Source organism: Marinobacterium nitratireducens (assembly GCF_014645375.1).
GTDB classification, from domain to species: Bacteria; Pseudomonadota; Gammaproteobacteria; order Pseudomonadales; family Balneatricaceae; genus Marinobacterium_A; species Marinobacterium_A nitratireducens.
Map to the genome: position 1 here is coordinate 203,174 of NZ_BMLT01000004.1, position 26,931 is coordinate 230,104.

Below are 26,931 nucleotides of genomic sequence, written 5' to 3' on the forward strand. Positions count from 1 at the left end.
GCCGTGCCGGAGCGAACGCAGCGAAGGGGCGCTGCGCTCGGCCACACAGTTGCAGTCGGGACGCGTTGATGGTTCGTTGGATACCGGACATCATTGTCAAAATCATCGGGAATGTTGAGGTGTTACTCTGGCGAGTGTCACCCATTTCTCGCCCAATTACCAGATACCCGCAGCAAAGATTTTTCATAACGATCGCCGCACCCGAGGATCTCCGGCAAGGCCGTTTCCAGACCTGCCGCGCAGATCGAAAAAGCCGCGGACGGCGAACCGTCCGCGGCTTGTCGGGCGAAGCCGGTAACGCGATTACTGGCTGAGTTCGAGCAGCAGCTTGTTGAGGCGCGCCACATAGGCGGCCGGATCGTCGAGCTGCCCGCCAGCGGAAAGGCCCGCCTGATCGAAGATCACCAGCGCCAGCTCACCGAAACGATCCTCGTCGACTTCGTTGTCGAGCTTGCGGATCAGCGGGTGCTGCGGATTGATCTCGAACGTCGGCTTGGACTCCGGCACCGGCTGACCGGCCGCTTCCATGATGCGACGCATCTGCGCGCCCATATCGTAGCTGCCCAGCACCAGGCAGGCCGGGGAATCGGTCAGGCGGTGGGTGATGCGCACATCCGATACCTTGTCGCCCAGCGTGGTCTTGAGACGCTCGACCAGGCCCTCGAATTCCTTCGCGGTCTCTTCCTGGGCTTTCTTTTCCTCTTCGTTCTCGACCTCGCCGAGGTCCAGCTCGCCCTTGGTCACATCCTGGAACGACTTGCCGTCGTAGTCGAACAGGTGGCTCATCATCCACTCGTCGACGCGATCGGTCAGCAGCAGCACCTCGATGCCCTTCTTGCGGAAGATTTCCAGGTGCGGGCTGTTCTTGGCGGTGTTGTAGGAATCGGCGACGACGTAGTAGATCTTGCCCTGGCCTTCCTGCATGCGACCGATATAGTCGTCCAGGCTGACGGTCTGCTCGGCGTTGCCGGTGTGGGTCGAGGCGAAACGCAGCAGCTTGAGCACCTTTTCACGGTTGCCCTGATCTTCCGCCGGGCCTTCCTTGAGCACCTCGCCGAATTCCTTCCACACCGCCTGGTATTTCTCGGCGTCGTTCTTGGCCAGCTTGGTGAGCATGTCGAGGGCGCGCTTGGTCAGGGCCGCGCGCAGCTTGTCGACCTGCGGATCCTTCTGCAGGATCTCGCGCGAGACGTTCAGCGACAGGTTGTTGGAATCGACCACGCCCTTGATGAAGCGCAGGTACAGCGGCAGGAATTCGTCCGCCTGATCCATGATGAAGACACGCTGGATGTAGAGTTTCAGGCCCCGCGGCGCTTCGCGGTTCCACAGATCGAACGGTGCTTTCTCCGGCAGATACAGCAGCGAGGTGTATTCGAGGTTGCCCTCGACCTTGCTGTGGTTCCAGCTCAGCGGATCGCTGAAGTCGTGCGAGATGTGCTTGTAGAACTCGCGGTACTCGTCATCGCTGATTTCGTTCTTGGCGCGGCTCCAGAGCGCGGTGGCGCTGTTGACGGTCTCGTCCTGCGGCTCCGCCTTGGCCTTCTCCTCGCCCTCTTCGCCTTCGAACTCTTCCGCGTCTTTCTGCATGACCACCGGCAGCGCGATATGGTCGGAATACTTGCGCACCAGCGAACGCAGGCGCCAGCCGTTGGCGAACTCCTCTTCACCTTCTTTCAGGTGCAGCACGATACGGGTGCCGCGCTCGGGCTTGTCCAGGGTGGCGATGGTGAATTCCCCCTCGCCCGCCGAGGACCAGTGCACACCCTCGGCCGCCGGCAGGCCGGCACGACGGGTGAAGACATCGACCCGGTCGGCGACGATGAACGCCGAGTAGAAACCGACGCCGAACTGACCGATCAGCTGGCTGTCCTTCTGCTGATCGCCGGTCAGCTGCGACAGGAAGCTGGAGGTGCCGGACTTGGCGATGGTGCCCAGGTGGTCGACGACATCCTGGCGGCTCATGCCGATGCCGTTGTCTTCGATGGTGACGGTCTTCGCTTCTTCGTCGAAGCTGACGCGGATCTTGAGATCACCGTCGTTCTCGTAGAGGTCGGCGTGGGACAGCGCCTCGAAACGCAGCTTTTCCGCCGCATCGGAGGCGTTGGAAATCAGCTCGCGCAGGAAGATTTCCTTGTTCGAATACAGAGAGTGAATCATCAGGTGCAGCAGCTGCTTCACCTCTGTCTGAAAACCGAGAGTCTCTTTCTGGGTTTCGATGCTCATGGATTGCTAGGCCCTTGTTCTGCAACAGTTTCGGGGTAAAAAAAGCGTTGAAACAGAAGATGGGGCCGGCGTCGGGGAATTCAACCCCCCGACAACAGGAACCTGAAATCAGTGCGCGTCGTCAGCCTCGGCGCTCAGCATCAGCGAGTTGAGGGTCGAGGATGAAAACTCGCGCCGGTACAGCACGTAGACCACGGTGGTCGAGGCCAGCATGAACAGCCCGGGATGGATGAACCAGCCCAGCACCGCGAGACAGAAATAATAGGTGCGCAGACCGATATTGAAGTTGTTGGCCGCCAGTGAGGTCATCTTGGCGATACGGGCGGCGTGCGCCTCGAGGCGCTGGTCGGAAAAGGCCTCGCCCGGCAGCGGCGCACCGCCGACCATCACCGAGACGAAGCCGTACTGGCGCAGGCTCCAGGTGAACTTGAAGAAGGCATAGACGAACAGCACCAGCAGCAGCAGCAGCTTGAATTCCCACTCCCCCGCCCCGGTGGGATAGGCGAAGGGAATTTCGGACACGATGCTGATCGCCTTGTCCTTGGCGCTGAGCAGCGTCATCAGACCGGCCAGAATCAGCATGGTGGTGGAAGCGAAAAAGGCCACGGTGCGCTCGAGGTTGGCGATGGCGCTGGTGTCCGGAATGCGGTTCTCGCGCATCAGCATGTGTCGCATCCATTCCAGCCGGTACAGGTGCATCACGCTGGCAAGACAGGCGGTGGTCTTGCTCTTGACCCGCGAGTAGTACATGTAGCCGCGAAAACAGACCACGAACCAAACCATCGCCACCAGATGCGGCCAGTGGTCCATGACGAATCCCTGTACCATCGATTGCGTCCCTCTAGACCGGAAAGGCCGCTATTGTAGTGGAGATGAGCCGTAGGAGCGACGCCCCGTCGCGAATGCCGAAGGTGCCAACCCTATTCGCCGCGAGGCACGGCTCCTCCGCGTTTCAGGACGAACAGGTCAGACAGATGGCGCCGGCCCAGTCCGGCGGCTCGCCGGCGAAGCGCTCGAACTCCGGCAGCTCGTCAAAGGGCCGGCGCAGCAGCGTCAGCAGCGCGTTGACCGGCGAGAAGTCGCCCTGATGCGCGGCACGTATCGCCTCCTCGGCCATATAGTTGCGCAGCAGGTACTTCGGGTTGACGCCGCGCATCCGCGCCCGACGCTGCGCGAAGTCGACAGTTTCCCGTGAAAGCCGCTCGCGGTACTGCAGCAGCCAGTCGGTAAGGCGCGACGGATCCGGCCACAGCTCCATCAGCACGGCGATCGAGGCATCACCGCCGTCGAAGTCGCACAGGCGACGGAAAAAGCGCGTCATATCGATGCGCTGCTCGGCGAGCAGGGATTTGAGACTGTCCACCAGCGCGGCATCCCCTGCCTCGACCTGTGCCAGGCCTAGACGGTCGCGAAAGCGTGCCAGCTCATGGCTTTCGTAGAGCGAGGTGAAACGCTGCAGCTCGGCCTCCAGCGCTTCACGCTCGACCAGCGGCAGCAGCGCCTGGCCGAGGCACGCCAGATTCCAGAGAACGACCCCGGGCTGGCCTCGGAAGACATAGCGCCCTTCGTGGTCGTTCTGATTGCTGACATAGTCCGGGCGGTACTGGTCGAGGAAGGTGTAGGGACCGTAGTCGAAGGTTTCCCCGAGCAGCGACATGTTGTCGGTGTTCAGCACGCCATGCACGAAGCCGTAGGCCTGCCACCGCGCCACCAGTGCGGCGGTGGTGTCGATCACCCGGGCGAACATCGCCCGGTAGGGGTTCTCTTCGCCGGCCAGATCCGGAAAGTAACGCTCGATGCAGTAGTCCGCCAGCAGCCTTAGGTCGTCATGCATGTTGCGATAGTAGAAGTGCTCGAAATGGCCGAAGCGAATATGACAGCGACTGACCCGCAGCAGCATGGCGCAGGGCTCCATGCCCTCGCGCATGGTGTAGTCGTCGCTGCCCACCAGGCAGAGACCGCGGGTGGTGGCGATTCCCAGCCCGTGCATCGCCTCTCCGGCCAGGTACTCCCGAATACTGGAGCGCAGTACCGCGCGACCGTCGCCGAAGCGGGAAAAGGCAGTTTTGCCGGCCCCCTTCAGATGCAGATCCCAGCGCTCGCCGGCATCGTTCACCACCTCTCCGAGCAGCAGCCCGCGGCCGTCGCCTAGGGCCGGATTGTAGACGCCGAACTGGTGCCCGGTGTATTTCATCGCCAGCGGCTCGCTTCCGGGCAGCAGCTCACTGCCGCCGAAGTAGCGCGCCAGCGCCTCGGGCTGCACGGCGCAGGGATCGAGGTCGAGCAGCGCCGCCACCTCCGGATTGAAGCTGATCAGGTGCGCCCCTTTCAGCGCGCGGGGCTCGACCCGCTGGTAGAAATGCTCCGGCAGACGGGTATAGCTGTTGTCGAAGTTGAGGGATTCCAGGGTACGCATGGGAGACTCGCTCGGGTACGGGTTGAACAACCCCTATACCCTAGCATTTTAATCAACTATAGACAGCAGTCTGCAGTGGTAAGTGGTAAGTCACCGCCAGGGATGGTGGCTGTGCTGGCAACGCAGGAGCGGTTGTCAGTAGGTAAGTGGTAAGTGGTAAGTGGTAAGTGGTAAGTGGTAAGTGGTAAACGATATGATAGCCGGCTTACGACTCACGACTTACCACTTACCCATGTACTTCGACCTCAAGGATCTTTTTTGGCTCAGCCTGATCGTGCTGATCGGGCTGCACTGGTGGCAGGGACAGCGGGTCAAGGAAGTCGCGCTGCGCGCTACCCGCCGCCACTGCGAGGAACTGGACCTGCAGCTGCTCGACGACAGCATCGGCCTGCGTGCCATCTGGCTGAAGCGGGACGCCTCCGGCCGCCTGCGCTGGTGGCGGTCGTACAACTTCGAGTTCACCTCCAGCGGCGACGACCGCTACCGTGGCCGTGTCGTCACGCTCGGCGATCGGGTAGAATCCATACTGGTACCACCGCACCGCATCTGACCTCACTTCCGTTACGGTTTCAGTCCTCACCATGCAGATTTCCGAGCCCGGCCAGCGCCAGTACGGCGATGGCGACACATCATTTCTCGCCGCCGGCGGCGAGGCCGGCATCGCCCGTCTGGCGGATGCCTTTTACGACCAGATGGAGCGTTTGCCGGAGGCAGCGGCCATTCGCGCCATGCACCCGGAGGACCTCAGCGAGTCCCGCGACAAGCTGAGCCGCTTTCTCTGCGGCTGGCTCGGGGGCCCGCGCCGCTATCGCGAAAAATACGGGCCGATCAGCATTCCGGCGGCCCACGCCCATCTGGCCATCGGCAGCAGCGAGCGCGACGCCTGGCTGCTGTGCATGCGCAGGGCCCTCGAGCAGCAGCCCTGGCCCCAGGACTTCAGGGATTACCTGCTGCGGGCGCTCAGCGTCCCGGCCGAGCGGTGCCGCAATCGTGAATGAAACGACCGCCGGCCGCCGCGGACCGTCGCTGCGCCGGCACTGGCCGACCGGCAGCCTCGCCGGATGGCTGTTACTGTTCACCGCTCTTTTTTCACTGCTCAGTGCCCTGACCGGCCTGGTGCCGGCGCTCGTGCCCGGCGTGCTGGCCTGGGCTGCCGGAGCGCTGCTGTTTCGCCGCATATCCAGACTGCAGCGGGTACAGGTCGGCGTGATGCTTGCCGTCGGCCTCAGCGGCCTTATGGCCGCCGGATTCGAGGGAGATGGTCAGAATTTCGTCCTGAACGCCGTCGGCGGCAGCCAGAACCTGATTGCGATGCTGGTCGCGGTGGGTTTCCTGCGTCTGATCGCCGAAGCCGACAACAGCCTGACGCGCGCGTTGCCCCGGGGCCGCAGGGCGCTGTGGCAAACCCTGCTGGGTACCCATCTGTTCGGCGCCGCCATCAACTTTTCCGCGCTGACCATTATCGGCGACCGGCTGCACGCCGCACGCCCACTGCAGCAGGCGCAGGCGCTGGTGCTGTCGCGCGGATTCGGGCTGGCCTCGCTCTGGTCACCGATGTTCATCGCCATGGGTCTGGCGCTGACGCTCGCCCCCAGCGCCGGCCTGTTGCCGGTCAGCCTCGGCGGCCTTGCAGTGGCCGTGCCGGCCGTACTGCTGACGGGCCTGTTACTCGGACATAACGGCAAGAGCGATACCTTCGCCGGCTACCCGATGCGTAGCGATGCCCTGAAGCTGCCGCTACTGCTGGTAGCAATCGTGCTGACCGGGCATTTGCTGGCCCCGGGGCTTGCGATCACGACGCTGATTACCCTGAGTGCGCTTTCGCTGCCACTGCTGGCGCTGTCAAAACGCCAGGGCGTCGAAGCGGCCGGGAACCGCTACCGCCGGCATATCGAGCTCGCGTTGCCCGGGATGGCCGGCGAACTGCTGCTGTTCCTCGCGGCCGGCGTGCTCACCGCCGGCATCGCGGCCTGGGTCGAGATCAGTGGATTCGAGTTGCACCTGGCGCACTTCGGCGCCACCGAGGCGGCGGGGCTGGTCGCGCTGAGCGGCATCGCCGCCGTCATAGGCGTGCACCCGCTGATTACGCTCAGCAGCTGCGCCGGCATGCTGCTGCCGGTCGCCGACAGCCCGGAGCTGCTGGCGCTGGCCTGCCTGATGAGCTGGTCGCTCGGCGTGATCGTATCGCCCTGCTCCGGCATGCACCTGGCCATGCAGGGACGTTTCAGTATCAGCGGCTATCGGTTGATGGCGTGGAACTGGCGCTTCTGCCTGCTGCTGTTCGTGCTCGACGTCGCGGTACTGCAGCTGTTCGAGCGCTTGCTGTAACGGAGCGCCTCAGTCGTCCCAGTCGATAGAGTCGTTTATCAGCTGCAGGCGCCTGCCGGGATCTTCGCAGGCCAGCAGCTCCTGCTTGTCGTCGGCGCTGAATGGCAGCCAGTCGGCAAGGCGGAAGCCCAGGCTGACCGCGTTGCAGATTTCCTCTTCGCCGGCCAGCGGCTTGAGCGCCGGATGCTTGAGCATCTCGCGCAGCAGCATCTGCAGCGGCTCGAAACGCGGCGGCACCGCTTCGGCCTGCTCGTCCGCCAGCCAGTCGCAGCGCCCCATCAGCAGGTTGTCCGCCTCGGCCTGCACCTCGCCGATCCGCACTCTGCGCAACCCCTGCACCACGATCCCGAGCCGGTCGTTGGGCAGCGGACTGAAGTCGACGATTTCGCCGTAACCGCCGACATCGTAAAACGGTGTCTGACCGTCGACGGCCTCTTCATCCTGCCGGGTCTGCACGATCACGAAACCCTGTCCCTGCTTGAAGGCATCGGAGACCATGCGCAGATAGCGTGGCTCGAATATCTGCAGCGGCATGCGGGTGCCGGGGAAAAGCACAACAGGCAGCGGAAACAGTGGCAGGCTGACCATGGGGTTCTCCGAATAGGCCGGGACGTCAACTATCAACATAGCGCAGCCAGATCCGGCTGCAATTGCGCGCAAAGCGCACGCGGACACTGACCCGGTACGCAGCAGGGGCAGGAACGGTTCGCTACCCCTGTGACCTGGTGTACCGACAGACGGTACAAGCGGAGAAACCATCAGCCCGTTATGAAGCGCGATGCATTGGCACTTCACCACCCAGCAGGCTGACATTGATCCTGTCGATGATGTCGTCGCTGTGCTGGTTGATAAAGAAATGCCCGCCGTCGTAAAGACGAATCCCGTCAGTTTCCACAAAGAGCTCGCGCCAGGCCAGCAGCTCGTCCCGCGTGACCAGGGTGTCCGCGTTCCCACCGAGAATCAGCAGACGCGACGAGAGTGGCGACTCGAACCTGCCTGCATAGCTCTCGACCAGTTTGAAGTCGGCCTTGAGGATCGGCAGAACAAAGGCCATCAGCTCCTCGTTCTCCAGCACCTGCCGGGGCACCCCGGACAGCTCGCGGATCTTCTCTTTGAAGAGAGCATCCGGCAGCCTGTGAACGGGAGCACCGCGCCGCGGCAGGCAGGGCGAGCCGCTGCCGGAGGCGACAAACAGCTCCGGCAGCGGCAACTGTTCGCGCTGCAGTCGCTTCGCCAGCTCGTAGGCGATCTTGCCGCCCATGCTGTGGCCAAAGAACGCGAACGGCTTGTCGAGCCGGGAGAGCATGTTGCCGAACAGCTCGTCCACCAGCAGGTCCATCCGGGCAAAGGGCCGCTCCCGGGCACGCTGACCGCGCCCCGGAAGCTGCACGATGACCAGCTCCAGCTGCGGATCCAGCCGGGACAGCCAGGGCAGATAGGCATTGATATCCCCGCCGGCGAAGGGGAAGCAGATCAAGCGGGCCCTCGCGGCCGGTCGGGCCTCGGGCGTGACGAAGAGCGAAGCGCTGCTCATGTTACTGCGCCTCCATTGCCACTGCGCCACGACCTTGCTGGCGGGGCTTCAGCAGCAACAGAATCGCGGGCATGAAGAAGAGATCGAACAGCAGGGCAACGAAAATCGTCAGCGCCGCCATCGTGCCCATCCACGCATTGATCTGGAAACCGGAGAACGCCAGGCACAGGAAACCGGCCGCCAGCGACAGCGTCATCGTCACCAGGCCCGGCCCGACCGATTCGAAGGTGGCGCGCACCGCCTCTGCGCTGCTCGCCCCCCTGTCCCGCCGCATGCGCACGAAACCGCAGAGCATGTGGATGGTCGCATCCACCACGACACCGAAGGTCACGGAGGCCACCGTCGCCACCGCCATGCCCACTTCGCCGTTGATCAGCGCCCAGATGCCGAGCGTTGCCAGACAGGGAATGAAGTTGGCGAAAGTGCCGATCAGGCTCAGCGCCAGCGAACGGAAAGCGACCAGGAAAATGACCCAGACCACCAGCACGCCCATGGCGATGCCCTGCAGCATTTCCTGAATATTGCGGTTGCCGATATGGGCGAAGAGCAGCGATGTTCCGGTGGCCCTGGCCGATGCGGCGACCAGCGTCGTATTGTCCGCCGCCCAGGCTTCGGCGCGCGCCTGCAGATCGGTCATGTCCCGGGTGGAGATATCGTTGAGGCTGACCGAAAGCCGACTGTAGCGCTTGTCGGCCGTGAGCTGATTGCGCAGGTCCGTACCGAACGGCAGCGACATCTCGTACAGGGCCAGGTACTGCGCCGCCAGATCGCGATTGCCCGGCAAGGCATAGGCATTGGCGTCGCCGCCCTGCATGGCCCGGTTTACCGTTTTCATGATGTCGGGCAGCCCGTGCACATGCGTCACGCCCGGCTGCTGCCGCAGCCAGCCTGCGAAGGCGTCCACCTCCTGCAGGTACTGCGGCGTCGCGATGCCGCCCTCCTCGCGGGAGTCGAGCGAAAACTCGAGGATATAAAAGCCGCCAAGATCTTCGTTCATGCGGTCTGTGGCTTCCCGAAAGCTGAAACTCTGATCGAAGTAACGCACGTAACGGTCATCCAGCACATTGGTGAATGCCAGCGAGCAGAGCACGACGGCGACGGCGCTGATGCCGGCCAGCAGGCGCCGCGGATTCGCCAGCACGATGCGGGCCACAGCGCCACTGAAGCGCTCTGCCGGCACGGAGCTGTCCTTGCCGCGCCAGGGCAGCACACAGAGCAGCGCAGGAAAGAAGCTCACGGACAGGAACCAGGCCATGAGCGAACCGATCGCAACGATGATACCGAGGTGGGCGAAAGGCGGTACGGCGCTGAAGGAGAGCGTCAGGAAGCCGATCGACGTGGTAAGGGTGGTCAAGGTGACCGGCCACCAGCATTCGAGCAGCGCCATTTTGACGGCCTCCGGCCGGCCGAGGCCACTGCGGCGGTGACGCATCATGCCGGCACAGATATGGATACAATCACAGGTCGCCAGGGTGAGAATGATATTGGGTGCGATAACGCTCGGCGAGGACAACGGGATTCCCAGCATCGCGGAGAGACCGAGCGCGCACAGCGTGCTCAGCATGATCACCAGGAAGGTCGCAACCGCACCGACGACCGAGCGCAACGCCACCACGATGATCAGCAGCAGTATCACCAGCATAATGGGCAGCAACACCGAGCTGTCGTAGGTGCTCGCCTCGACAAAGGCGTGATCCAGCGCCACCGAGCCCGACAGCCCCAGCTCCAGGTCCGGGTACTGCAGCGCAAACCGATCGAGAGTTTTCTGACCCGCCGCCATGGCCACTTCAGACTGAGCCGAAGCGGTATCGGCCTGGAAGCTGAACTGCACCACCACCAGACCCAGAGTGCCATCCCGCGACAGCAGGCGGTCGATCAACAGCGGCTCCAGTACCGAGTCCGCTTTCAGCTGGCGCGCCTGCGCCGCCGTCAGGGAATCGCCGGAGCGTGCCAGGTGGTCGATCTCGATGTCGTCGCCAACCGCGCGGACCCGCTGAAAGTTGGTCACCGAGTCGACTCGTTTGACATCCGGCAGCGCCCAGGCGGCGTCGGTGATTTCATTGATCGCGTTCAGGCGTTCGGGGGTAAACAGATCCCCCTCCCGGGCCTTGACCACGTAGATCAGGTTGTCATCCCGGCCGTATAGCTGTTCAAACCTCTCCAGTTGCTGCAGCTCGGGATTGTCGTCGGCGAAGAACACCCGGTTGTCGCTGCGAAATGTCAGCTGCGACATGCCGGCCATAAGCAGAGCCGCCAACACCATGGAACCGATCAGCACCTTGACCGGATTCGCGGTGACAAAGGTGAGGTACCGCTCGACAAACCCTTTCACCGCTCCCAAACCGCAACGCTCCCGGCGGCCCGTGCGCAAACTACCCATCGCAAAATCTCCCTGACTGATCAGGCCGCTTGGCAGGCTCCGGATGAGCGCGTCAGCTGTTGTATTCAGCCAACGGTATCGCCCGGGCGTCCGCGCGACCCGCCTTTTTCACTTACGCCTGCCGGAAAGCCGGCTCAAAAATACCAGGCCCAACTGAGCCTGGCGCGCTGATCGTTTTCGTAACCCTGCAATGCCCTGTCCCCGTCGACGGACAGCGGCGCCAGCAGCTGCAGCTCGAGGGTCTGCTGCCGCCCGATTCGTCGCGACGCGCGAATATCGACCAGATTGGAATGAAACTCCAGGTCATGGGTCAGGCGCACGTCGAGCAAAGAGTCATAGACATCGTTGCGGTTATATCGGGCGCCGATATAGATATCCCGTTGAAACGGCGTCAACGCAGCCTGATCGCCGCGCCCGTCGTAATACCCCTCCAGGTACAGCGTGATCGAGTCGAAGCCGTCGGTCAGCTGATTGAAGGTCGTCTCGGAGCCAATGCCGGCGCCGGCGAAATCGTCCGAGTCGGCACTGCGATAGATCACCTCGCCCTTGAGCACGCTGTCGCCGATCACGTACGACAATTCAACGCCCGTCTGAGCGATGCGCTCGTACACCTCATCGAAGCCGACCAGCCCCTCCGGGCCGGTGACCGGCCGGTATATGGGCTCCCTGGCATGGCCATCGAAGTAGGACAGCGCCAGGTCGAAGTCGCCCAACCGGTGCTGCCCCCTCAACGCGACGCCGCTGCGACCCTGCCCTGCCTCGAACTCGGTGTCCCGGACCGGGACGGGCAGGTTTCGCAGGCGGTCTTCACCCTCGGCAATGCGCCGCTCGCGGCTGTAGGGCAGCACCAAAGCGGACAGCACCCAGTCGCTGTAGCGGGTCGTGGCGGTCACGCCCGGCTGCCCCAGCTTGGCGTCACCCTGGTAGTCCTCCACCAGATCACGCTGGTTGACGATATCCACCGGGTTCCAGGCCTCGAGCACACTCCAGTTTTCCTGCACCACGCCGGCCTTGAAGTCGGTACCGGCCACCCGGAAGCGCAGCAGGCTTTCCCTGATATCGCCGAACAGCCGGTCTCGCGCGTAGGGATTGACCCGGCCGTTGGCGCTAAAATCGAACCGCAGGTCCCTGGACAGGCGGGCTGTCCAGTCGATACTGGCCGACAGGCTCGGCTGCAGCCGACTGTCGTTCTGATCGCCGAACAGCGGAGCGTCCGGGTAGGCAGCGACATCCAGCGCCAGGTTCCCTCGAGGCCCGCCCGCGCCGGCATTCATCGAGAGCAACAGTGCTGCGGTCTGCAGCACTGTTGCGGCAACGCCTAATCTCATCGAGACCAGTACTCCAGGCGGGTATCGGTCAGATCAGCTTCGCTCAGGCCCGTTTTGAAGCGGTAATCTTCCCAGACGATTTCCGAGTGCGAGCCGTCTCGCATATTGGTCATGACCATGCGGCCCGGACGCCAATGCTTGTTTTCGTACTCTTCGTAATCGAAAAACTCGAGTTTTTTCAGCTCGCGGCCCTGGCGGTCAAAGTAGACGATTCGCACCGGCTGCCAGATGCGCGGATCGATGGTCTCGACGAGCTTCTGATAACCCGAGTGTTCGTATTTGGGAATGTTGGCGATGGTGTGGCAGGTGGTTGCCGGCTCGCCGCAGGGCTCATCCTGGATGAACTTGTAGTCGTAGTTGGAGAGTTCCCAGGTGGCGATATCCTCGTAGGAGAACTCGGACCCTGCAAAGGAGCCAGTTTTGTCCCGCGAGGCCAGCCGCTTGGAGCGATTGGTCGCCGGCAGGTAGATCCACTGATCGTCCGGCGCGTTGGGGTGGGTGTAGGTCAGGGATACGAAGCCGGCCAGGTCGCGCGGCTGTGAAAATACCACCAGACGCTTGTCGCCATCGTCTCGCAGCTCCAGGGTGTTCATCTCGAACACCCGCGAGGCGCTCACGCCACCGGGGCGGTTGACGGTCATTTTCCCGACCACGACATAGTCTTCAAAACCCGCGTCATTGCGATCGACGCTCTGGGCGATTTCGCGACCGCGCTCATCGGAGACCATGGCCGGCGTATTGGCCAGGGCGATATTCGCGGCCATCAGCGAGACAACCGTCAGGGGAAGATACCGGGCTTTTAACATGTCGATCTCCTTAATTGGTTTTATCTGAACCGGCGATTTCAGTGGCAATGAGCCGTAACATTCGGGCCATCATCTCCTGCGTGTGATCGGCACTGATAAAGCAGCGCAGGCGGGCCGCCTCGCGCGGCACCACCGGGTGCATGACGGCATGGGAGATAAAGCGCTGCTCGAGCAGCGAGGACATCAGATGCAGCGCCTTGTCGTCGTCGATCATCAGCGGCACGATGGGTACGCCGGGCACGCTGGTGCGGCAATCCAGGCCCTCGGCCTCGGCCAGCTGCTTGAAGGTGCGCGCATTGTTCTGCAGACGCTGGACGCGCTCGGGCTCGGCTCTGGCAATTTCCACAGCGGCCAGCGCCGCCGCGGTGTTCGCCGGGCTGATCCCGGTGCTGTAGAGCAGCAGACCGGGACAGAAGTGATGCAGCAATTCGATCAATTCCCGGGAGCCGGCCAGAAAGCCCCCGCAACTGGCAAAACTTTTCGACAACGTGCCAACGATGAGCTCCACCTCGGAGGTGGGCACGCCAAAATGCTCGCAGACGCCACGACCGGTTGCGCCAACGGTGCCGCAGGAGTGGGCTTCGTCGATCATCAGCCAGGCGCCGAACTCCTTTTTCAGCTCGATCAGGCGAGGCAGGTCGACCAGGTCGCCATCCATGCTGTAGGCGCCCTCGACCAGGATGACCGTCTTGCGATGCTGCTTGCGATTCTCGCCGAGCAGGCGCTTGAGCGCGCCCATATCATTGTGCGGGAATGCGATGCGCCGCGCCCCTGACATGACGGCCCCCATGACACCACTGTTGTGCATGTACTCGTCGTGCAGGATCAGGTCGCGCTTGTCGAGCAGATAGCCCACCGCGGAGACGTTGGTGCTGTACCCCCCCACCCCGACCGTGGCGGCTTCAAAGCCGGTGAAATCAGCCAGCGCACGCTCGAGCTCCCGGTGCAGCTCGCACTCCCCGCCCACCATGCGGGCGGCGCCGGCATGGGTACCGTACCGATGAATGGCGGCGCATGCCGCCTCTTTAACGCGTTCGTCGTTGGAAAGGCCGAGATAGTTGTAGTTGGAGAAGGTGACATACTCCTCCTGTTCGATCTCCAGCACCCCGGAGACGGTGCCGCTGCGGGGTAGAAAGTAGGGGTTACGCAGCGTCGAACCGTTGCCGTAGAGCGAGTGAATGCGCTCGAGCATTGCATGCTCGGGGTAATCCCGGGCCTGCAACGGCGCGTGCTCCTGGGCCGGCGAGGCATCGGGAGTCTGAATTTTTGCCCGGATCTGGTTGAGCAAACTGTCCATGGATGACATCTGTGTGGTCACGGGAATAAGGTCCATTTAAACGATGAATCAAGGCGCTGCGAGTCCCGGTTTTCGCAAGGTCCGGCGATGGCGGTCCCGGTCGGTGCAGCTGGGCACCGACCGGAACCCGGCAGGCAGCGGATACGCTTGTTGATGCTGTGAACTGGGTTCGGGCTAGGCTGCGGTGATCTCGGCAAAGGCCTTGTCGACCAGAGCGTTGATCGTCGCGTGCCCCAGCAGCTCGACAACCGAGTAGCCGATGCCGATGGCCTGATCGAGATTGATCTGGATCTCGGTGGACATCAGCGAGTCGACGCCGAACGCATCGAACGCGAGGTCCGGCTTGAGCCGCTCGGGCGAAGTTTTCAGAACCATGGCGATCACGTCCGCGATCAGGTTCTGCAACACCGCCCTGCCCTCCGCCTCGGAGCTGGATTTCACCGCCTGGTGCAGCTGCGCGACCAGCGAAGCGTCGCCATTAGCGGCATCGCGGCTCTCAGCCACCAGCTTGCTGAATGCCGGCGAGTCGCCGCCCACGGTTTCGTACGCGGCCCAGCGTTCCCAGGCGATCTGCTCGGCGATGGCCACCTGTGTCTGGCCCTGCACCAGGGCTCGCCCCAGGCCCCGCAGTGCGGTGCCGACGTGCAGTGGCGCCAGACCGATCTGCGTCAGATGCTGACCGATACGGGCGTCCTCTTCGAGCATGCCAACAGCGGCAATGGCGCCAAAGTTCACGCTCAGCGCCGGCAGCCCCCGGGTCCGCCGCAGGTGCGCCAGACCATCCAGGAAGCCGTTGGCGGCGCAGTAGTTGGCCTGGCGGCTGTTGCCCACCAGGTTGGCGATGGACGAGAACAGCACGAAATGCTCCAGCTCCACCGACAGCGATTCCAGCGCCCGGTGCAGGCTAAGCGCACCGCCCGCTTTCACCGCCATCACTCGCGCCAGCGACTCGGGCGGCATATCCACCAGCAGCTGATCGTCCAGCACCCCGGCGGCGTGGAATACGCCCTTCAGCGGCGCGGCGTCACGACAGAGGGACCGAATAAGCTCCGCCACCGCATCGGCCCGGGCCATATCGACCGCGTGGGTGCTGACGCTGGCGCCGGCCTGCTCCAGGTCGCGAATCAACAGGTCGGCACCGGGCGTAGCGCCGCCGCGGCGGCTCACCAGCGCGATATGGCCCGCGCCATGCGCTGCCAGCCAGCGCGCCACCTCGGCGCCCAGGCCGCCAAAGCCGCCGGTAATCAGGTAGCTGCCATCGGCCGAAAAAGCCGGCAAATCCGGCCCCATGGCCGAGAAAGGCGCCTGCCCGGCGCAGAGCAGCAGTTCCTGCCACCCACCCGGGTCCGACTCTGCCGCGCCCTGCTCGAGCAGCGCCTGCAGGCCCCACTCGGTGGTCTTCGGCAGCCGGCCCTCGCTCGCCTCTCGGATAATGTCCTCCAGAGCCCTGGCATAGGCTTGCGACTTCCTGAGGCCGGACAAGTCGGTGACCGCCCTGACCAGGCCGCCACAGTGCGACGGCAGGGCGAATGGCTGCGGCTCCGGGCTCAGGTCGACCAGTTGCCCTTCGTGCGCCAGGCTGCTGAAACCGAGGCTTCGGCTCCACTGAGCCAGCGGACCTGCGATCAGATCGAAGCGCTGCGCGGCGGCGGCATCGAACTGATCGAATCGGGTTACGCGCGCCCCGGCCCGCTCGAAGCGCCGGCCGAGCGCGCCGCCCAGGGCGCTGTCATCCACCAGCACCTCGGCGCCTGCCATCGCGGCACAGGCGTGCTCGAGCAGCAACGCCTGTACCTCGACGATGGCGTGGCTGGCCTGAAGGGCCTCCGGAGCGGCCGCGGCTGCCGACACCAGCAGCGCCTCGGACTCCGATACCACCTGCCGGGAGTCGAGACGGTAAGGCAGAACCCCTGCGACGCGCTCGCCGACGCTGAACCGGGTCGCGCCGGCGCCACACTCGAGCACGGTCGCGCAAACGGCCATCATCGTCTCGTTGCCGTGCTGGCGGGCCAGCCGGTCGATGCGGATGCGGTATTCGCTCACACCCAGGCGCGGGCTGGCCGTCATCACACGGGCGCTGATTTCGTTGCCCGCAACCGCCAGGCTGACCGGGGTCGCAGAGACGTCGTCGACCAGCACCGTGCTGGCGGACTCGAGCACCTTGGACCGGACCAGCTCGACCGCATAGCGGCGGCTGTCGCGAATGGCGACCTCATCGATCCTGGCCGCATTGATGATCTCGACGAACAGGCTTTGCGCCTGGGCCATGGTCTCGTCGGCCGAGACCCGGTCGATATCGATAATGACGATATCCTGCGCCTCCAGCTCGTTGCGGGCGACACGGGCGAAGCCGGCGATGGCGGTTTGCCCGGGTATGACCTGATCGCCTTCGACCACCGTCGACGACAACCGCGTGACCACGCGCAGCTTGCCGTTGCAGCCGGCGCCATTGAGGCCCTGCAGCAGCGTCAGCAGTTCAGCGGCGTTGCCCTGCCCGGTCGGGTCCCAGTCAGGCTCGAGGCCCGACCACGCGATGTAGGCGATATGCGAGGCCGACGCCAGTACCGAAGGATCCTGCAGGTCCTCCATGGCGTAGCGCTGACACGGAATGCCGACCGAAGCGCCTACCTCGAGCAGGACATCGGCCAGCGGCTCCATCGGGCCTGCGATGATGGCCAGGGCGGTCACATTCGGGTCGACGCTTTCAAGCGCCGGCTGCTCGTTCCAGCGTCGCTGGTAGTCGCCCTTCGGGAAACGGTCGGGTTCGCAGGCGCCGCGTAACGCCGCATAGGTAAGGCGCTTCACCATCGCGAACACCGCACCGCTCTCGTCGGCCAGTTCAAAATCGACCACGATCTGCGCCGCGCTCTTTTCCACGATACTGACCTTGCAGAGCATCCGTTCGGGTGCGGTATCGAATACCTGCAGTGCGTCGATCGACACCGGCAGGTAAGCGCCGTCGGCGGGCTCCAGCAACGCGATCGCCGACTGGAAGCAGCCATCCAGCAGCGACGGATGCAGGACATACATCGAGCTGTCCTCGCCCGCCGTCTCGGGACGCTCCAGCAGCACCAGCGCTTCGCCCTGCGCCCGGTCGCGCTTGAGGCCGACGATCGACTGGAAGGCAGGGCCGTATTGCAGCGACAGCTCACCCAGTTCCCGGTACAGCCGGGCGGCATCGACCGCTTCGCCGTCGAAGTCCTCGAAAGCGCGCTCACCGAGCTGCGCAACCGCCTTGATCCTTAGCGGAAACAGCTGCGCCCGCGCATGCACCACCGCGTCGCGCTCCGACAGGCTGTCGCTGGCCAGCAGTTTGGCCTCGCTGGTGAATTCGTCGAAGATGACGTTGAGGTTTAGCGCGCGCTCCCGGTCGAGAATCAGCGCCTCCAGAATGTCGATATTGCGCAGGCTCCAGCCACTGCGTGCATCCAGTTGCGGCCAGCGTTCCCGCGCCGACTCGCACAAGGCCTCGAGAAAGCCTGCAGCCGGCATGATGGCGACACCGTCCACCTTGTGGTCGTCGAGGTAGTTGAGCCGGCTCAGATTGAGATCGGCACCGTCGTGGCCGTACAGCGGATCGAGCTGCTCGCGAGTCCGGTCGCTCGCCTGCCACAGGGACTCGCGCCACAAGGGCTTGCGCTGCCACGGGTATGCGGGCAGATTGACCAGGCGACCGCCGCCTTCGCGGCTCTGCCAGTCGAGGCCGCCGCCCGCCGTATAGATATCGGCCACCGCCTGCTGCACCGAGAGGCCTTCGGGCTTGTTCATCCAGAGCGTGGCGACTTCCCGTGCATCGGCGCCCTCCTCCTGGAACACCTCCTCGATTGCGCGGCGCAGTACCGGGTGCGGGCCGATCTCGACAAAGGTCGTGTAGCCGTCGGCCAGCATGCTGCGAATCGCCGCGGCGAAATGGACAGGCTCGCGCACGTTGTCGCACCAGTATTCGGCATCGAAGCGACGGGCCTCTGCCGCGTCACCCACAGTGCCGCCGGTCACGGTCGAATACAGCGCAGTGCGGGCACACGCCGGGGCCAGCATCGCCAGCTGCCTGCGCAGTTCGGGCTTGAGCTGTTCCATTACCGGGCTGTGATAGGGCACCGCCACATCGAGCATACGGGCAAAGAGGCTTTGCTCGGTTGCGGACGCCAGGATAGCGTCCAGGCAGGCGGCATCGCCGGCAACGGTGACACTGGCCGGCGAATTGATTGCCGCCAGCGAAACCTTGCCCGCGTAAGGCGCGATCAGCTCGGTGGCAGCGGCCTCCCCGACGCCCAGCGCCAGCATTTTGCCCTGCCCGGCCGTGGTCGCCTGAATACGGCTGCGCTGGCAGCTCACCAGCAGGGTTTCTTCAAGGGTCAGCATGCCCGACGCCCAGGCCGAGGCCACCTCGCCAACCGAGTGACCGACCACCGCATCGGGGGTTACCCCTTCGGCCGCCAGCACCGCGGTCAGGCCCAGCTGGACCATCAGGTTGGCCGGCTGAGCATACTCGGTACGCTTGATTTCGGAGTGTTCCTCGTCCTTGAGCATTTCCTCGAGGATGGAGAATCCGGCGATTTTGCTGAATACCGCGTCAGCGTCCTGCAGCGTGCGGCGAAAGACCTCATTGTGCTCGTAGAGCTCGCGCCCCATTCCGTGCCACTGCGGCCCCATTCCGGTGTAAACGAAGGCAATACGCTTGTCGGCGGAGCTCGCGCGCACGTTCTGGGAAGCCCCCGGCGGCAGCTCGCCATCGAGGTACTGCTGCAACGCCGCTCGCAGCGACTGCCTGGAATCACCCCAGACCGCCAGGCGGTGCGACAGCTGGGCACGCCTGTTAGAGGCGGTGAAGAGAACGTCGTCCAGCGCAACCTCGTCCGAGGCCAGCAGAGCCACGAACTGCGAGGCCCGGGCCCGCAAGGCGTCGGCATCGCGCGCGGAAACCGGCAGCAACCGCTGGCCTTCGCGCAGGACGCCCTTCTCACCGTCGCGGGTGTTAAATTCAGGCCGACCGGACAGGATGAGGTGCGCATTGGTGCCGCCATAGCCAAAGGAGTTGATGGCGATCCTGGCCGACTGACCGTCGGCCACCAGGGGCACCGGCGAGCGCGGCAGGAAAATACGTTCCGGTATCGCGGGGTTGACGGTTTCCAGCCCCGCGACCGGCGGTACCCTATTGTTGCGCAACATCATCACGGACTTGATGACACTGGCAATGCCGGCGGCGGCTTCGAGGTGCCCGATACTGGCCTTGACCGAACCGACACAGCAGTCGTTGTCACGCCCGTAAACCTCGGCGATCGCCCTGGTCTCGAGCGGATCGCCCACCCCTGTACCGGTGCCATGCGCCTCGACATAGTTGACCTCGGCAGCATCGCAGCCACTGGTCGACAACACCTTTTTCATGAGGTCGCGCTGTGCGCTGGGATTAGGCACGGTGATGCCGCTGGTGCGACCATCCTGATTGACGCCGACGCCCTCCACCACCGCCAGAACGGAATCGCCGTCACGCTCCGCGGCGGCCAGGCTCTTCAGCACCACTACACCGCCGCCTTCGCCGCGACCGTAGCCGTCGGCACGGGAGTCGAAACTCTTGGAGCGGCCATCTTTGGCCAGGAAGCGGCCTTTCGACATGGCGATGGTGTACTCAGGACGCAGCATGAAATTGACACCACCCACCAGCGCCGCTTCACACTGGCCGGATTCAATCGACGAGACCGCCTGAGCAAAGGCCACCAGCGATGAGGAGCAGGCGGTATCCAGCGAGAAGCTGGGGCCATGGAAGTCGAATGCGTAGGAAATTCGGTTGGACAGCATGGTGAGAGTGGCGCCGGCAGCGCTATGGGAAGCAATGGTGTCCCTGGCGCCCGCACCCAGTTGGTTGAGCAGATGGTCGACGGTGAAACCGCCGACAAAGACCCCGGTATCAGAACCGGCCATCTGCTCCGGATCGAGCCCGGCGGACTCCAGCGCCTCCCAGCTCAGCTCCAGGAGCATCCGTTGCTGCGGGTCGAGGAATTCCACTTCACGTGGCGAAAGGTTGAAGAATTCAGCATCGAAGCCACGGTAGTCGTAGTCGTGCAGGAAGTGGCCAGACTCGACATACGCCTTGCCCGCGGAGTCGCTGGCGTTGCTGAATTTTTCCAGAGACCAGCGATCCATGGGGACCTTGCTGGCATAGTTTCTCCCGGAAAGGAGGTTTTTAAAGAACAGCTCTGGATTGTTAGATCCGCCTGGAAATTTACACGCAGCGCCAACAACCGCGACTTTGACTTGCTCATAATCGCTAGTAGCGCCATCAGCATTTTCCATGACCGAACTCCTTTCACCTAAAGTTTTTATCCATAGAGGCCGCCACTTCTGACGGCCAATTCTGAGCGCAACAACTCAACCCGACAGCTGTCATCGGGGAGCCAAAAGGATCCCCCGCGACGGCCGGAATGGAAGCGCTTATTGCATAGCTGAATATTACCGAAATGCCCGAAAGGCATTATTCAGACACACAGGAAAACGGCAAAAAGCGTATAGCCGTCAGTCGATATCAAGACAGCGCAACATTAAATCGCCAGACAAGAACGCCCACACACGCTTTAGATGACCTATAGCGATAGCTTGAATTCCTGCTGCACGATAACGTTCACATATTGCGCTTTGGTGACATGAAAATCGAAATTTTCATTCTGATTGATACCTTCCCTGGTTATTCTTCTATTACACAAAAATTACATAAAGCTCCGTCTTATGCTGTTCCGCAACCCGCATGTAGCGCTAGTCCACAGCCCTCTAAAGGGCGCATTTCGCAATTTTCCGAAACAGCACAGAAGCCTGCGTATTATTCAAACCCCGGGGAATCTATCGCATCCACAAACATCTTTCAAACATTTGTTTTATATTAAGCATCCCTAATCAAGTGCGCCCAACGGACCTATAATCCAATGGGCGCCAGGCTATCACTTTAAATGTCTCCACACAGCGACAATTAAGAGAATGCGAATATTATTGAGCCGCGCCGACCGATAGAACATCCGGTGGAAGGTTTTCAAGGAGTATCCTGGTTGGCCCGGTACCAGTCGAGGGTTTCCCTGATCGCTATTTCATGGGGTGTGCTATCGTTGCCGAATCGGTCTTCGTATTTGCTGTGATCGACGATGTACTGCTGATCCCACTCGTACATCATCTCCTTCATCTCTTTCAGCATGGGATTGAACAGCCCCAGGAAGGAGACCATATGCTTTCCCGCAGCCCGCACCCTGACCGGCCTCTGCAGCTGCTCTTCGACAAGTGAAACCAGCTGCCGCGTGCTGACAGTCGGCGGGTTGGCGACATGCCACACCTGGCCAAAGGCATCGTCCTGGTCGCTCAGCCTGACCAATGCTCTGGCAAAGTCCTTTATGTAGGTATAGGTATGCGGCAGATCAACATTGCCCAGCAAATTAGCCGGCTTACCGGACAGCGCTGCCTTGAAAAACATATCGCCAAAGGCGGAATTGGTGACCAGTGGACCATAAAAATCAGATCCCCTTGCAATTACGACCTTCAAGTCGGCCTCGCTCAACAGCATCTCTGCCATTCTCGCCCGCACTTTTCCCTTGCGGGCTGTCGCTCTGCTGGGAAGCGACTCTGTTATCGGCAAGCCACCGGTATCACCATAACCATAGAGATTATCGGCATAAACCAATTTGCAGCCTGCCCGTTTCGCTCCCTCCAGAATTCCTCTGGTCAGTGACGGAAATTTCTCAGGCCACTGCGTATAAGGTGGCATTGCACAATGAAACACGACATCCGCGCCTTTGCAGATCTGATAAACCTTTTCGGAATCGCTGGCATCTGCGGCCATGAACTCGACCTGACCTGAAATCTCATGGGCAATTTTTCCGCTGCGACTCACGACCGCGACCTGCTTGCTTTGCTCAACCAGCATTTGAGCAACCCATAGTCCTAGTGGACCTGCACCGAAAACGATATTTCTTTGATTTTTCATGGATATCCTTGTAGTTGAAACCAGAGAAGCACTATCAGGCAAAGACCCTTTAAAGTAAGCGCGAGTCAATAAAGAATACAGAAGGTGACAGCCGCCATTATTTCAGCATCGCTAAAAAATCGAAAGTCGGCTATATCCCGAAAACGCGATTTTTCCGATGCAGCACACCGGAATCCTGGCACAGGATCGCCGATGAACTCGCGGTAAGCGTTCGTTTCATAATGATAGGAGCAGTTTTATGAAAGCGGACTATCGCGCCGCCGACCGGTAGAATCACCTGCCGCCGACGCGGGCCTACGACAGGCCTGCAAACGCAGGCCCCGGCCCGACAAGCGCCCTCAGGCTTCCAGCCATTTATACATGACCAGGGCGTCGACATAGCCCCTGGCGGGATGACGGAAGGCCTTCGGCAGCCGGCCGACGGTGGCGAATCCAAGCCGTGACCAGAGCCGCACCGCGCCCTCGTTGCTCGACGCCACGAAGTTGAACTGCATGGCCTTGTAACCGAGATCACGGGCGACCTGCTGCGAGTGTTCGCACATCGCGCTGGCAAGCCCCCTTCCTCTGGCCGATGACGCCACCATGTAGCCGCAATTGCAGACATGATCGCCCGGGCCTGCCTGATTGGTCTTGATGTAATAGGTGCCGAGAATCTGACCGCCCTCTTCGGCCACGAAGGTCTTTCGGGGCGACTCGATCCAGAGCGCCCGGGCGGCCTCCTTCCCGATATCGCGCGGGTAGGCGTAGGTATCGCCGGCTCTGGCAATCTCGTGAAAGATCGGCCAGATGCGGTCGAAGTCTTTCGGCGTGGCTTCGCGAATATTCATGGCATCCGGTAAGCGTAAGTTGGATGGGGGAAACATCGCGAGTTTAGTACAGGGAGAGGGCCTGACTGAAGAGAACCGGGCAATGCCCGCGTGTACGGAGCGCGGCGACGCCGGCCGCTGTCGCCGGCGCGTTTTCGCCCCTTGCATGTCGGAACCAGACAATTCCGGGGATCAAACCGGCCCTAGAATAGCGGACCTTTTAAGCTGATTATCTGGAGCTGACATGTCCGATTTCATCACCGTTCTGCGCGAAACCTGCCCGACTCCGGTCGTAGACGCCACCAAGTGGACGCGCATCGGCGGCGACCCGCACACCGTGAACCTCAACGCCTACGTTTCCAACGACGGCAGCAAGATCATGGGTACCTGGATCTGCACTCCCGGGAAGTTCGAAGTGAACTACGACAAGTGGGAATTCTGCCACTTCCTCGATGGCTACTGCATCATCACCCCGGAAGGCGAGGAACCCAAGCACCTGAAAGCCGGTGATGTCTTCGTGATCGAGCCCGGCATGAAAGGCACCTGGGAAGTGGTCGAGACCGTACGCAAATATTTCGTATTCGCCTGATTCCCAATCCCGGCAGGTTGGGCCTCCCCGGGGCCCGACCGCTTCAACAACCGGATGAAGATATTTAATAACCTGCCGATTGATCAGCAGGTATTTCCTGCTGATCTACGAAAATCAGCTCAGAGGTATCAAAGCCAAGCTCGGACGAAACCCGCTTGAACCTTTCGATCACGTCGTCATCCAGCCTGGGGGTTCGCGAAAGCAGCCACAGGTAGCTCGTATCCGGACCTGAAACGAATGCATACTCGTAGCCGGTCTGCTCCAGCTCAAAAACCACATAGGACCCATAAAACGGACCGAAGAAGGAAACCTTGAGATAGCCTTTATCCGAACCCTCGACAAAGTATGCTTTTCCCTGCGCCACTTTCCATGCCTCGTCCTCGGTGGAGTAGCCTCGATTGACCACCGCAACGCCACCATCATCACGCATCGAATATTCCGCAGTCACTCGTTCCAGGCCCCTTTCGAAGGAGTGATCCAGACGCGCGATTTCGTACCATTTCCCCAGGTAGCGATCCAGCTCGAAGTTATCCACCGGCGTGACCTTGTCCGGCATTCCAACACAACCCGTCAAAAGCAGAATGAATACAATATAACCAACTCTCATCGTCATACCTTCTGTGCTCGTCCAGGTTAGCCAGCCACCCTATTGCGACCGCTTCTCTTTGCCTTGTACAGCATACTGTCGGACAAACCTATGAGAACGCGCTCATCCTGGGCGATGTCCGGAATCACCGTTGACAAGCCAATGCTGGCCGTGACATGACCTCCCAAAGACGAGTGCTTGTTCTCAATTTTCAATCCCTCGATCTTCTTGAGTAACTTATCCGCAAGTAACCGGCTTTGCTCCCGGGTGGTATCCCCCCAAACCAGAGCAAATTCTTCACCGCCATACCGGGCACAGATATCTCCTGGTCTGGCCGCGAGCTCCTTAAGCACACCGGCAACCTTTACCAGGCATTCGTCCCCAGCCTGGTGGCCGTACGTATCGTTTAGTAACTTAAAATAATCCAGATCGACCATCGCCAGGCTGATCGGCTTTTTGAGCCTGCGGCATCGTCGCCACTCCAGGCTAAGAAACTCATCGAAAGCACGACGATTGTAAATCTGCGTAAGACCGTCTCTTCTGGCCAGGTTTTCAACCTCCTTCTCAGCCAGTTTTCTCTCGGTTATATTCTGATGCGATATTACAAAAAACTCATCTCCGTCTGACTCGAATGCTGTGACACGCATCATAAACCAGCGCTTTTCATCGAGGCTATGACAGGGGTACTCGAAGTAGAATTCCTCTCTTCGGTGATCCATCACCTCTCTTATACCGCTTCCAGCACAAGCACCAAATTCATCACCCATAGACGCTGCTTTGTCGCACTCAGCCAGATAATTTACTCCAATCCAGTCATCACCCAGCAGACAGGCATTTTTATTACCGAAATACGACCAGCTCCTATTGGCAAACCGTATGGCGCCTGTCGTATCAATTACCACCAAATGCTCGGTTATTGAGTCAAGCGTTCTTTTCAGAAACTCAATTGAGTTTTTCATTCAATAAAACCTTAAATTTCATACCGCGCCCCTTGTTATGGTTATTGACGTCGCCAAAGGCTTCAGTATCGCCCAGCCCCAAGGGGTTTCAAGTAACCGCCTGAAAAACTGAAGGCACTTCTACGTCAACCGCCATGCCGGTGCTTGTGGTGAGCGCCATGTCCCCCGTCACGGTATCCTCTCAGGGCCACGTACCTGTTGATCTGGTGTTTGTCGAAAAGCGTCTGGGTGTCGGCTCGCTGCACGCTGCACGCTGCTGAGACCCAGCTCGGCGGCAAGTTCAAACCTTCCTTTATATCTCTTCGAAAGGGGCCCGCCAGGCACTTCCCAGCTCCTCCTTCATGGTTATCGTGAGGCGATACGCCGGTTGCTGCAGGAATTCGAGCGGCAGCATATCTTGGGATATGGCTTCACCGGGAATAAGGCTGGAGAACTCTATCATTGCCTTCTTCACGGAATCACCTTCTACAAGGCTCAAGCGTCCAAAGAACAATTCCTGATAGCGGGTTCTGGCTTTATAAAAATCCTCGATGGATTCCGTAGTCGCCATGGTGGACGCAGCTGCAGAGGTTTCCAGAAACATCTGCAGCTTGGTATTCCAGAAGGTGGTGTAGAACTCTTTCTCTTTGGTATCGGTATAGGTGTGATATGCCCAAATCGCCGCAATCAATGCACCGACCAGCGTAAGCCCCTTGATCGACAGATCCATTGTCTTGTAGGGGTCCGATTTCATTTCGTGTTTCTCCATGACCGCAATCTGTTATCTCGGGGCATCTTCGGGAAATCGCTGCAAACAGACTCTGACACCGCAGAGCCCACAAAAAACTTCAGTATAAGAGCCAGCGGGCACTTCAGCGAGCCGACTGATGACATCGGCTTCCCTATTCTCACCAAAGTTCGCCGAAACGGTCGCGATGACACAGGTAAAGTCGCAGATCGAATTCCAGCTGATGGTAGTCCGGTTCCATGTAACAGCAGAGCTTGTAAAAAGCCTTGTCGTGATTCTTCTCGCGTAAATGAGCCAGTTCGTGAACCAGGATCATTCGCAGAAAGGGTTCCGGCACCCTGCGAAACAGCGACGAGATCCGGATCTCGTTTTTCGCTTTCAGCTTGCTCCCCTGCACCCGCGAGACATAGGTATGCAGCCCCAGCGCATTGTTGATGACATGAATCCTGTCGTCGTAGACCACCTTGCTGATCGGCGATGAACTGCGCATAAAGCAGCTTTTGATCTGCTGGGCGCAATCGTACAAGGCCCGCTCCGACCCCAGCCCATGCACCTGCGGATACTTCTTCAACAGCCAGGCACCGGACTTTTCGCTATCCAGCAGCCGCTGCGCCTGCTGCTGGATCTCCGGACTGTAACAGCTGAGGTAGTTGGACGTTTTGGACGAGCTCATGGCGGGCAAGGAACCGTAATGAAAGAAATTACGGGGACAGTATACCGGTTTCCGGCTGCCATCTCGCACTGCCGACAAAACAGCAAAGCTGCCGCCCGAAGCAGGTCTCGTGAAACGCCCCCGGCAACCGTTGCGACTCATCCACTGCCTGGTTCAGCCTGCGCAGCCGGGAAAGCTTAATACCGCATAACTCGACCAGCTCCCGGGTCAGCCCTAAACCACCCGGATGAAGGCTGTCGAGCGGCAGCACTCCCGATTCGACCAGGGCCTCGAGGGAAGGCTTGTCAGTCAGGTTCATGAGCATCGTATAGGTGGAAAT

Annotated in this window: 21 protein-coding genes; 4 read left to right on the forward strand and 17 right to left on the reverse strand. The window is 61.3% G+C overall.

The features are described 5' to 3' along the window. Positions 1–303: 303 nt before the first annotated feature. From htpG to IEX85_RS09240, 3 genes are all read right to left on the reverse strand, one after another. Complete coding sequence (gene htpG, locus IEX85_RS09230; protein ID WP_188860299.1) at positions 304–2,223, reverse strand: molecular chaperone HtpG; 1,920 nt, start codon at positions 2,221–2,223, stop codon at positions 304–306. Positions 2,224–2,331: 108 nt separating this feature from the next. Beyond that, entirely contained in the window at positions 2,332–3,051 is a 720-nt protein-coding gene (locus IEX85_RS09235; protein WP_188860300.1) for a DUF599 domain-containing protein, read from the reverse strand. Positions 3,052–3,175: 124 nt separating this feature from the next. Continuing rightward, entirely contained in the window at positions 3,176–4,639 is a 1,464-nt protein-coding gene (locus tag IEX85_RS09240) for a protein adenylyltransferase SelO (RefSeq protein WP_188860301.1), read from the reverse strand. Between the two features lie 232 nt (positions 4,640–4,871). Between IEX85_RS09240 and IEX85_RS09245 the strand changes: the two genes are divergently transcribed. The 3 genes from IEX85_RS09245 to IEX85_RS09255 are packed head-to-tail and all read left to right on the forward strand — an operon-like array spanning position 4,872 to position 6,967. Further along, a complete protein-coding gene (locus IEX85_RS09245) occupies positions 4,872–5,189 on the forward strand; it encodes a DUF3301 domain-containing protein (protein ID WP_188860302.1) in 318 nt (105 codons plus the stop codon). Between the two features lie 31 nt (positions 5,190–5,220). Next, positions 5,221–5,637: a group II truncated hemoglobin gene (locus tag IEX85_RS09250; protein ID WP_188860303.1), complete on the forward strand. Its 417-nt coding sequence runs from the start codon at positions 5,221–5,223 to the stop codon at positions 5,635–5,637. After that, positions 5,630–6,967 (forward strand): hypothetical protein, encoded by a 1,338-nt coding sequence (locus tag IEX85_RS09255; protein ID WP_188860304.1) that lies wholly within the window; start codon positions 5,630–5,632, stop codon positions 6,965–6,967. The genes IEX85_RS09250 and IEX85_RS09255 overlap by 8 nt, the downstream gene beginning before the upstream one ends. A gap of 9 nt (positions 6,968–6,976) precedes the next feature. Here IEX85_RS09255 and IEX85_RS09260 read toward each other — a convergent pair whose 3' ends face one another. From IEX85_RS09260 to IEX85_RS09300, 9 genes are all read right to left on the reverse strand, one after another. Continuing rightward, on the reverse strand, positions 6,977–7,555 hold the full coding sequence (locus IEX85_RS09260) for an LON peptidase substrate-binding domain-containing protein (RefSeq protein ID WP_188860305.1): 579 nt from the start codon (positions 7,553–7,555) through the stop codon (positions 6,977–6,979). Positions 7,556–7,733: 178 nt separating this feature from the next. Next, positions 7,734–8,501, reverse strand: a complete 768-nt coding sequence (locus tag IEX85_RS09265) for a thioesterase II family protein (protein ID WP_188860306.1) — start codon at positions 8,499–8,501, stop codon at positions 7,734–7,736. A 1-nt stretch (position 8,502) separates the two neighbouring features. Next, entirely contained in the window at positions 8,503–10,881 is a 2,379-nt protein-coding gene (locus IEX85_RS09270) for an efflux RND transporter permease subunit (protein WP_188860307.1), read from the reverse strand. 134 nt (positions 10,882–11,015) lie between these two features. Then, positions 11,016–12,209 (reverse strand): hypothetical protein, encoded by a 1,194-nt coding sequence (locus IEX85_RS09275; protein ID WP_188860308.1) that lies wholly within the window; start codon positions 12,207–12,209, stop codon positions 11,016–11,018. Beyond that, complete coding sequence (locus IEX85_RS09280; protein ID WP_188860309.1) at positions 12,206–13,015, reverse strand: outer membrane lipoprotein-sorting protein; 810 nt, start codon at positions 13,013–13,015, stop codon at positions 12,206–12,208. Before IEX85_RS09280 ends, IEX85_RS09275 begins: the two co-directional genes overlap by 4 nt. A gap of 10 nt (positions 13,016–13,025) precedes the next feature. Next, a complete protein-coding gene (locus IEX85_RS09285; RefSeq protein WP_188860310.1) occupies positions 13,026–14,312 on the reverse strand; it encodes an aminotransferase class I/II-fold pyridoxal phosphate-dependent enzyme in 1,287 nt (428 codons plus the stop codon). Between the two features lie 174 nt (positions 14,313–14,486). Further along, a complete protein-coding gene (locus tag IEX85_RS09290) occupies positions 14,487–20,603 on the reverse strand; it encodes a type I polyketide synthase (RefSeq protein WP_188860311.1) in 6,117 nt (2,038 codons plus the stop codon). A 727-nt stretch (positions 20,604–21,330) separates the two neighbouring features. Further along, on the reverse strand, positions 21,331–22,272 hold the full coding sequence (locus IEX85_RS09295; protein WP_188860312.1) for an SDR family oxidoreductase: 942 nt from the start codon (positions 22,270–22,272) through the stop codon (positions 21,331–21,333). A 338-nt stretch (positions 22,273–22,610) separates the two neighbouring features. Beyond that, the gene (locus IEX85_RS09300; protein WP_188860313.1) at positions 22,611–23,099 is read right to left on the reverse strand and encodes a GNAT family N-acetyltransferase; all 489 of its coding nucleotides are present in this window, start codon (positions 23,097–23,099) and stop codon (positions 22,611–22,613) included. Positions 23,100–23,322: 223 nt separating this feature from the next. Here IEX85_RS09300 and IEX85_RS09305 point away from each other — a divergent pair, with 223 nt between their 5' ends. Continuing rightward, positions 23,323–23,667, forward strand: a complete 345-nt coding sequence (locus IEX85_RS09305) for a cupin domain-containing protein (protein WP_188860314.1) — start codon at positions 23,323–23,325, stop codon at positions 23,665–23,667. A 64-nt stretch (positions 23,668–23,731) separates the two neighbouring features. On the opposite strand, the gene IEX85_RS09310 is transcribed toward IEX85_RS09305, so the two are convergent. The 5 genes from IEX85_RS09310 to IEX85_RS09330 all read right to left on the reverse strand — a co-directional run bounded on the left by IEX85_RS09310 (position 23,732) and on the right by IEX85_RS09330 (position 26,910). Further along, positions 23,732–24,280, reverse strand: a complete 549-nt coding sequence (locus IEX85_RS09310; protein ID WP_229721856.1) for a lipocalin family protein — start codon at positions 24,278–24,280, stop codon at positions 23,732–23,734. Between the two features lie 20 nt (positions 24,281–24,300). Continuing rightward, complete coding sequence (locus tag IEX85_RS09315) at positions 24,301–25,212, reverse strand: sensor domain-containing diguanylate cyclase (RefSeq protein ID WP_188860315.1); 912 nt, start codon at positions 25,210–25,212, stop codon at positions 24,301–24,303. Positions 25,213–25,504: 292 nt separating this feature from the next. Then, positions 25,505–25,960: a hypothetical protein gene (locus IEX85_RS09320; protein ID WP_188860316.1), complete on the reverse strand. Its 456-nt coding sequence runs from the start codon at positions 25,958–25,960 to the stop codon at positions 25,505–25,507. A gap of 139 nt (positions 25,961–26,099) precedes the next feature. Next, complete coding sequence (locus IEX85_RS09325; RefSeq protein WP_188860317.1) at positions 26,100–26,612, reverse strand: YgjP-like metallopeptidase domain-containing protein; 513 nt, start codon at positions 26,610–26,612, stop codon at positions 26,100–26,102. A gap of 28 nt (positions 26,613–26,640) precedes the next feature. Then, entirely contained in the window at positions 26,641–26,910 is a 270-nt protein-coding gene (locus IEX85_RS09330; RefSeq protein WP_188860318.1) for a hypothetical protein, read from the reverse strand. Positions 26,911–26,931 lie beyond the last annotated feature (21 nt).

Bases quoted from the DNA above. Each gene is read 5' to 3' on its own strand.
- htpG (WP_188860299.1), bottom strand. From the start codon at position 2,223: ATGAGCATCGAAACCCAGAAAGAGACTCTCGGTTTTCAGACAGAGGTG.
- IEX85_RS09235 (WP_188860300.1), bottom strand. From the start codon at position 3,051: ATGGTACAGGGATTCGTCATGGACCACTGGCCGCATCTGGTGGCGATG.
- IEX85_RS09240 (WP_188860301.1), bottom strand. From the start codon at position 4,639: ATGCGTACCCTGGAATCCCTCAACTTCGACAACAGCTATACCCGTCTG.
- IEX85_RS09245 (WP_188860302.1), top strand. From the start codon at position 4,872: ATGTACTTCGACCTCAAGGATCTTTTTTGGCTCAGCCTGATCGTGCTG.
- IEX85_RS09250 (WP_188860303.1), top strand. From the start codon at position 5,221: ATGCAGATTTCCGAGCCCGGCCAGCGCCAGTACGGCGATGGCGACACA.
- IEX85_RS09260 (WP_188860305.1), bottom strand. From the start codon at position 7,555: ATGGTCAGCCTGCCACTGTTTCCGCTGCCTGTTGTGCTTTTCCCCGGC.
- IEX85_RS09265 (WP_188860306.1), bottom strand. From the start codon at position 8,501: ATGAGCAGCGCTTCGCTCTTCGTCACGCCCGAGGCCCGACCGGCCGCG.
- IEX85_RS09270 (WP_188860307.1), bottom strand. From the start codon at position 10,881: ATGGGTAGTTTGCGCACGGGCCGCCGGGAGCGTTGCGGTTTGGGAGCG.
- IEX85_RS09275 (WP_188860308.1), bottom strand. From the start codon at position 12,209: ATGAGATTAGGCGTTGCCGCAACAGTGCTGCAGACCGCAGCACTGTTG.
- IEX85_RS09280 (WP_188860309.1), bottom strand. From the start codon at position 13,015: ATGTTAAAAGCCCGGTATCTTCCCCTGACGGTTGTCTCGCTGATGGCC.
- IEX85_RS09285 (WP_188860310.1), bottom strand. From the start codon at position 14,312: ATGGACAGTTTGCTCAACCAGATCCGGGCAAAAATTCAGACTCCCGAT.
- IEX85_RS09290 (WP_188860311.1), bottom strand. From the start codon at position 20,603: ATGGAAAATGCTGATGGCGCTACTAGCGATTATGAGCAAGTCAAAGTC.
- IEX85_RS09295 (WP_188860312.1), bottom strand. From the start codon at position 22,272: ATGAAAAATCAAAGAAATATCGTTTTCGGTGCAGGTCCACTAGGACTA.
- IEX85_RS09300 (WP_188860313.1), bottom strand. From the start codon at position 23,099: ATGAATATTCGCGAAGCCACGCCGAAAGACTTCGACCGCATCTGGCCG.
- IEX85_RS09305 (WP_188860314.1), top strand. From the start codon at position 23,323: ATGTCCGATTTCATCACCGTTCTGCGCGAAACCTGCCCGACTCCGGTC.
- IEX85_RS09310 (WP_229721856.1), bottom strand. From the start codon at position 24,280: ATGACGATGAGAGTTGGTTATATTGTATTCATTCTGCTTTTGACGGGT.
- IEX85_RS09315 (WP_188860315.1), bottom strand. From the start codon at position 25,212: ATGAAAAACTCAATTGAGTTTCTGAAAAGAACGCTTGACTCAATAACC.
- IEX85_RS09320 (WP_188860316.1), bottom strand. From the start codon at position 25,960: ATGGAGAAACACGAAATGAAATCGGACCCCTACAAGACAATGGATCTG.
- IEX85_RS09325 (WP_188860317.1), bottom strand. From the start codon at position 26,612: ATGAGCTCGTCCAAAACGTCCAACTACCTCAGCTGTTACAGTCCGGAG.
- IEX85_RS09330 (WP_188860318.1), bottom strand. From the start codon at position 26,910: ATGAACCTGACTGACAAGCCTTCCCTCGAGGCCCTGGTCGAATCGGGA.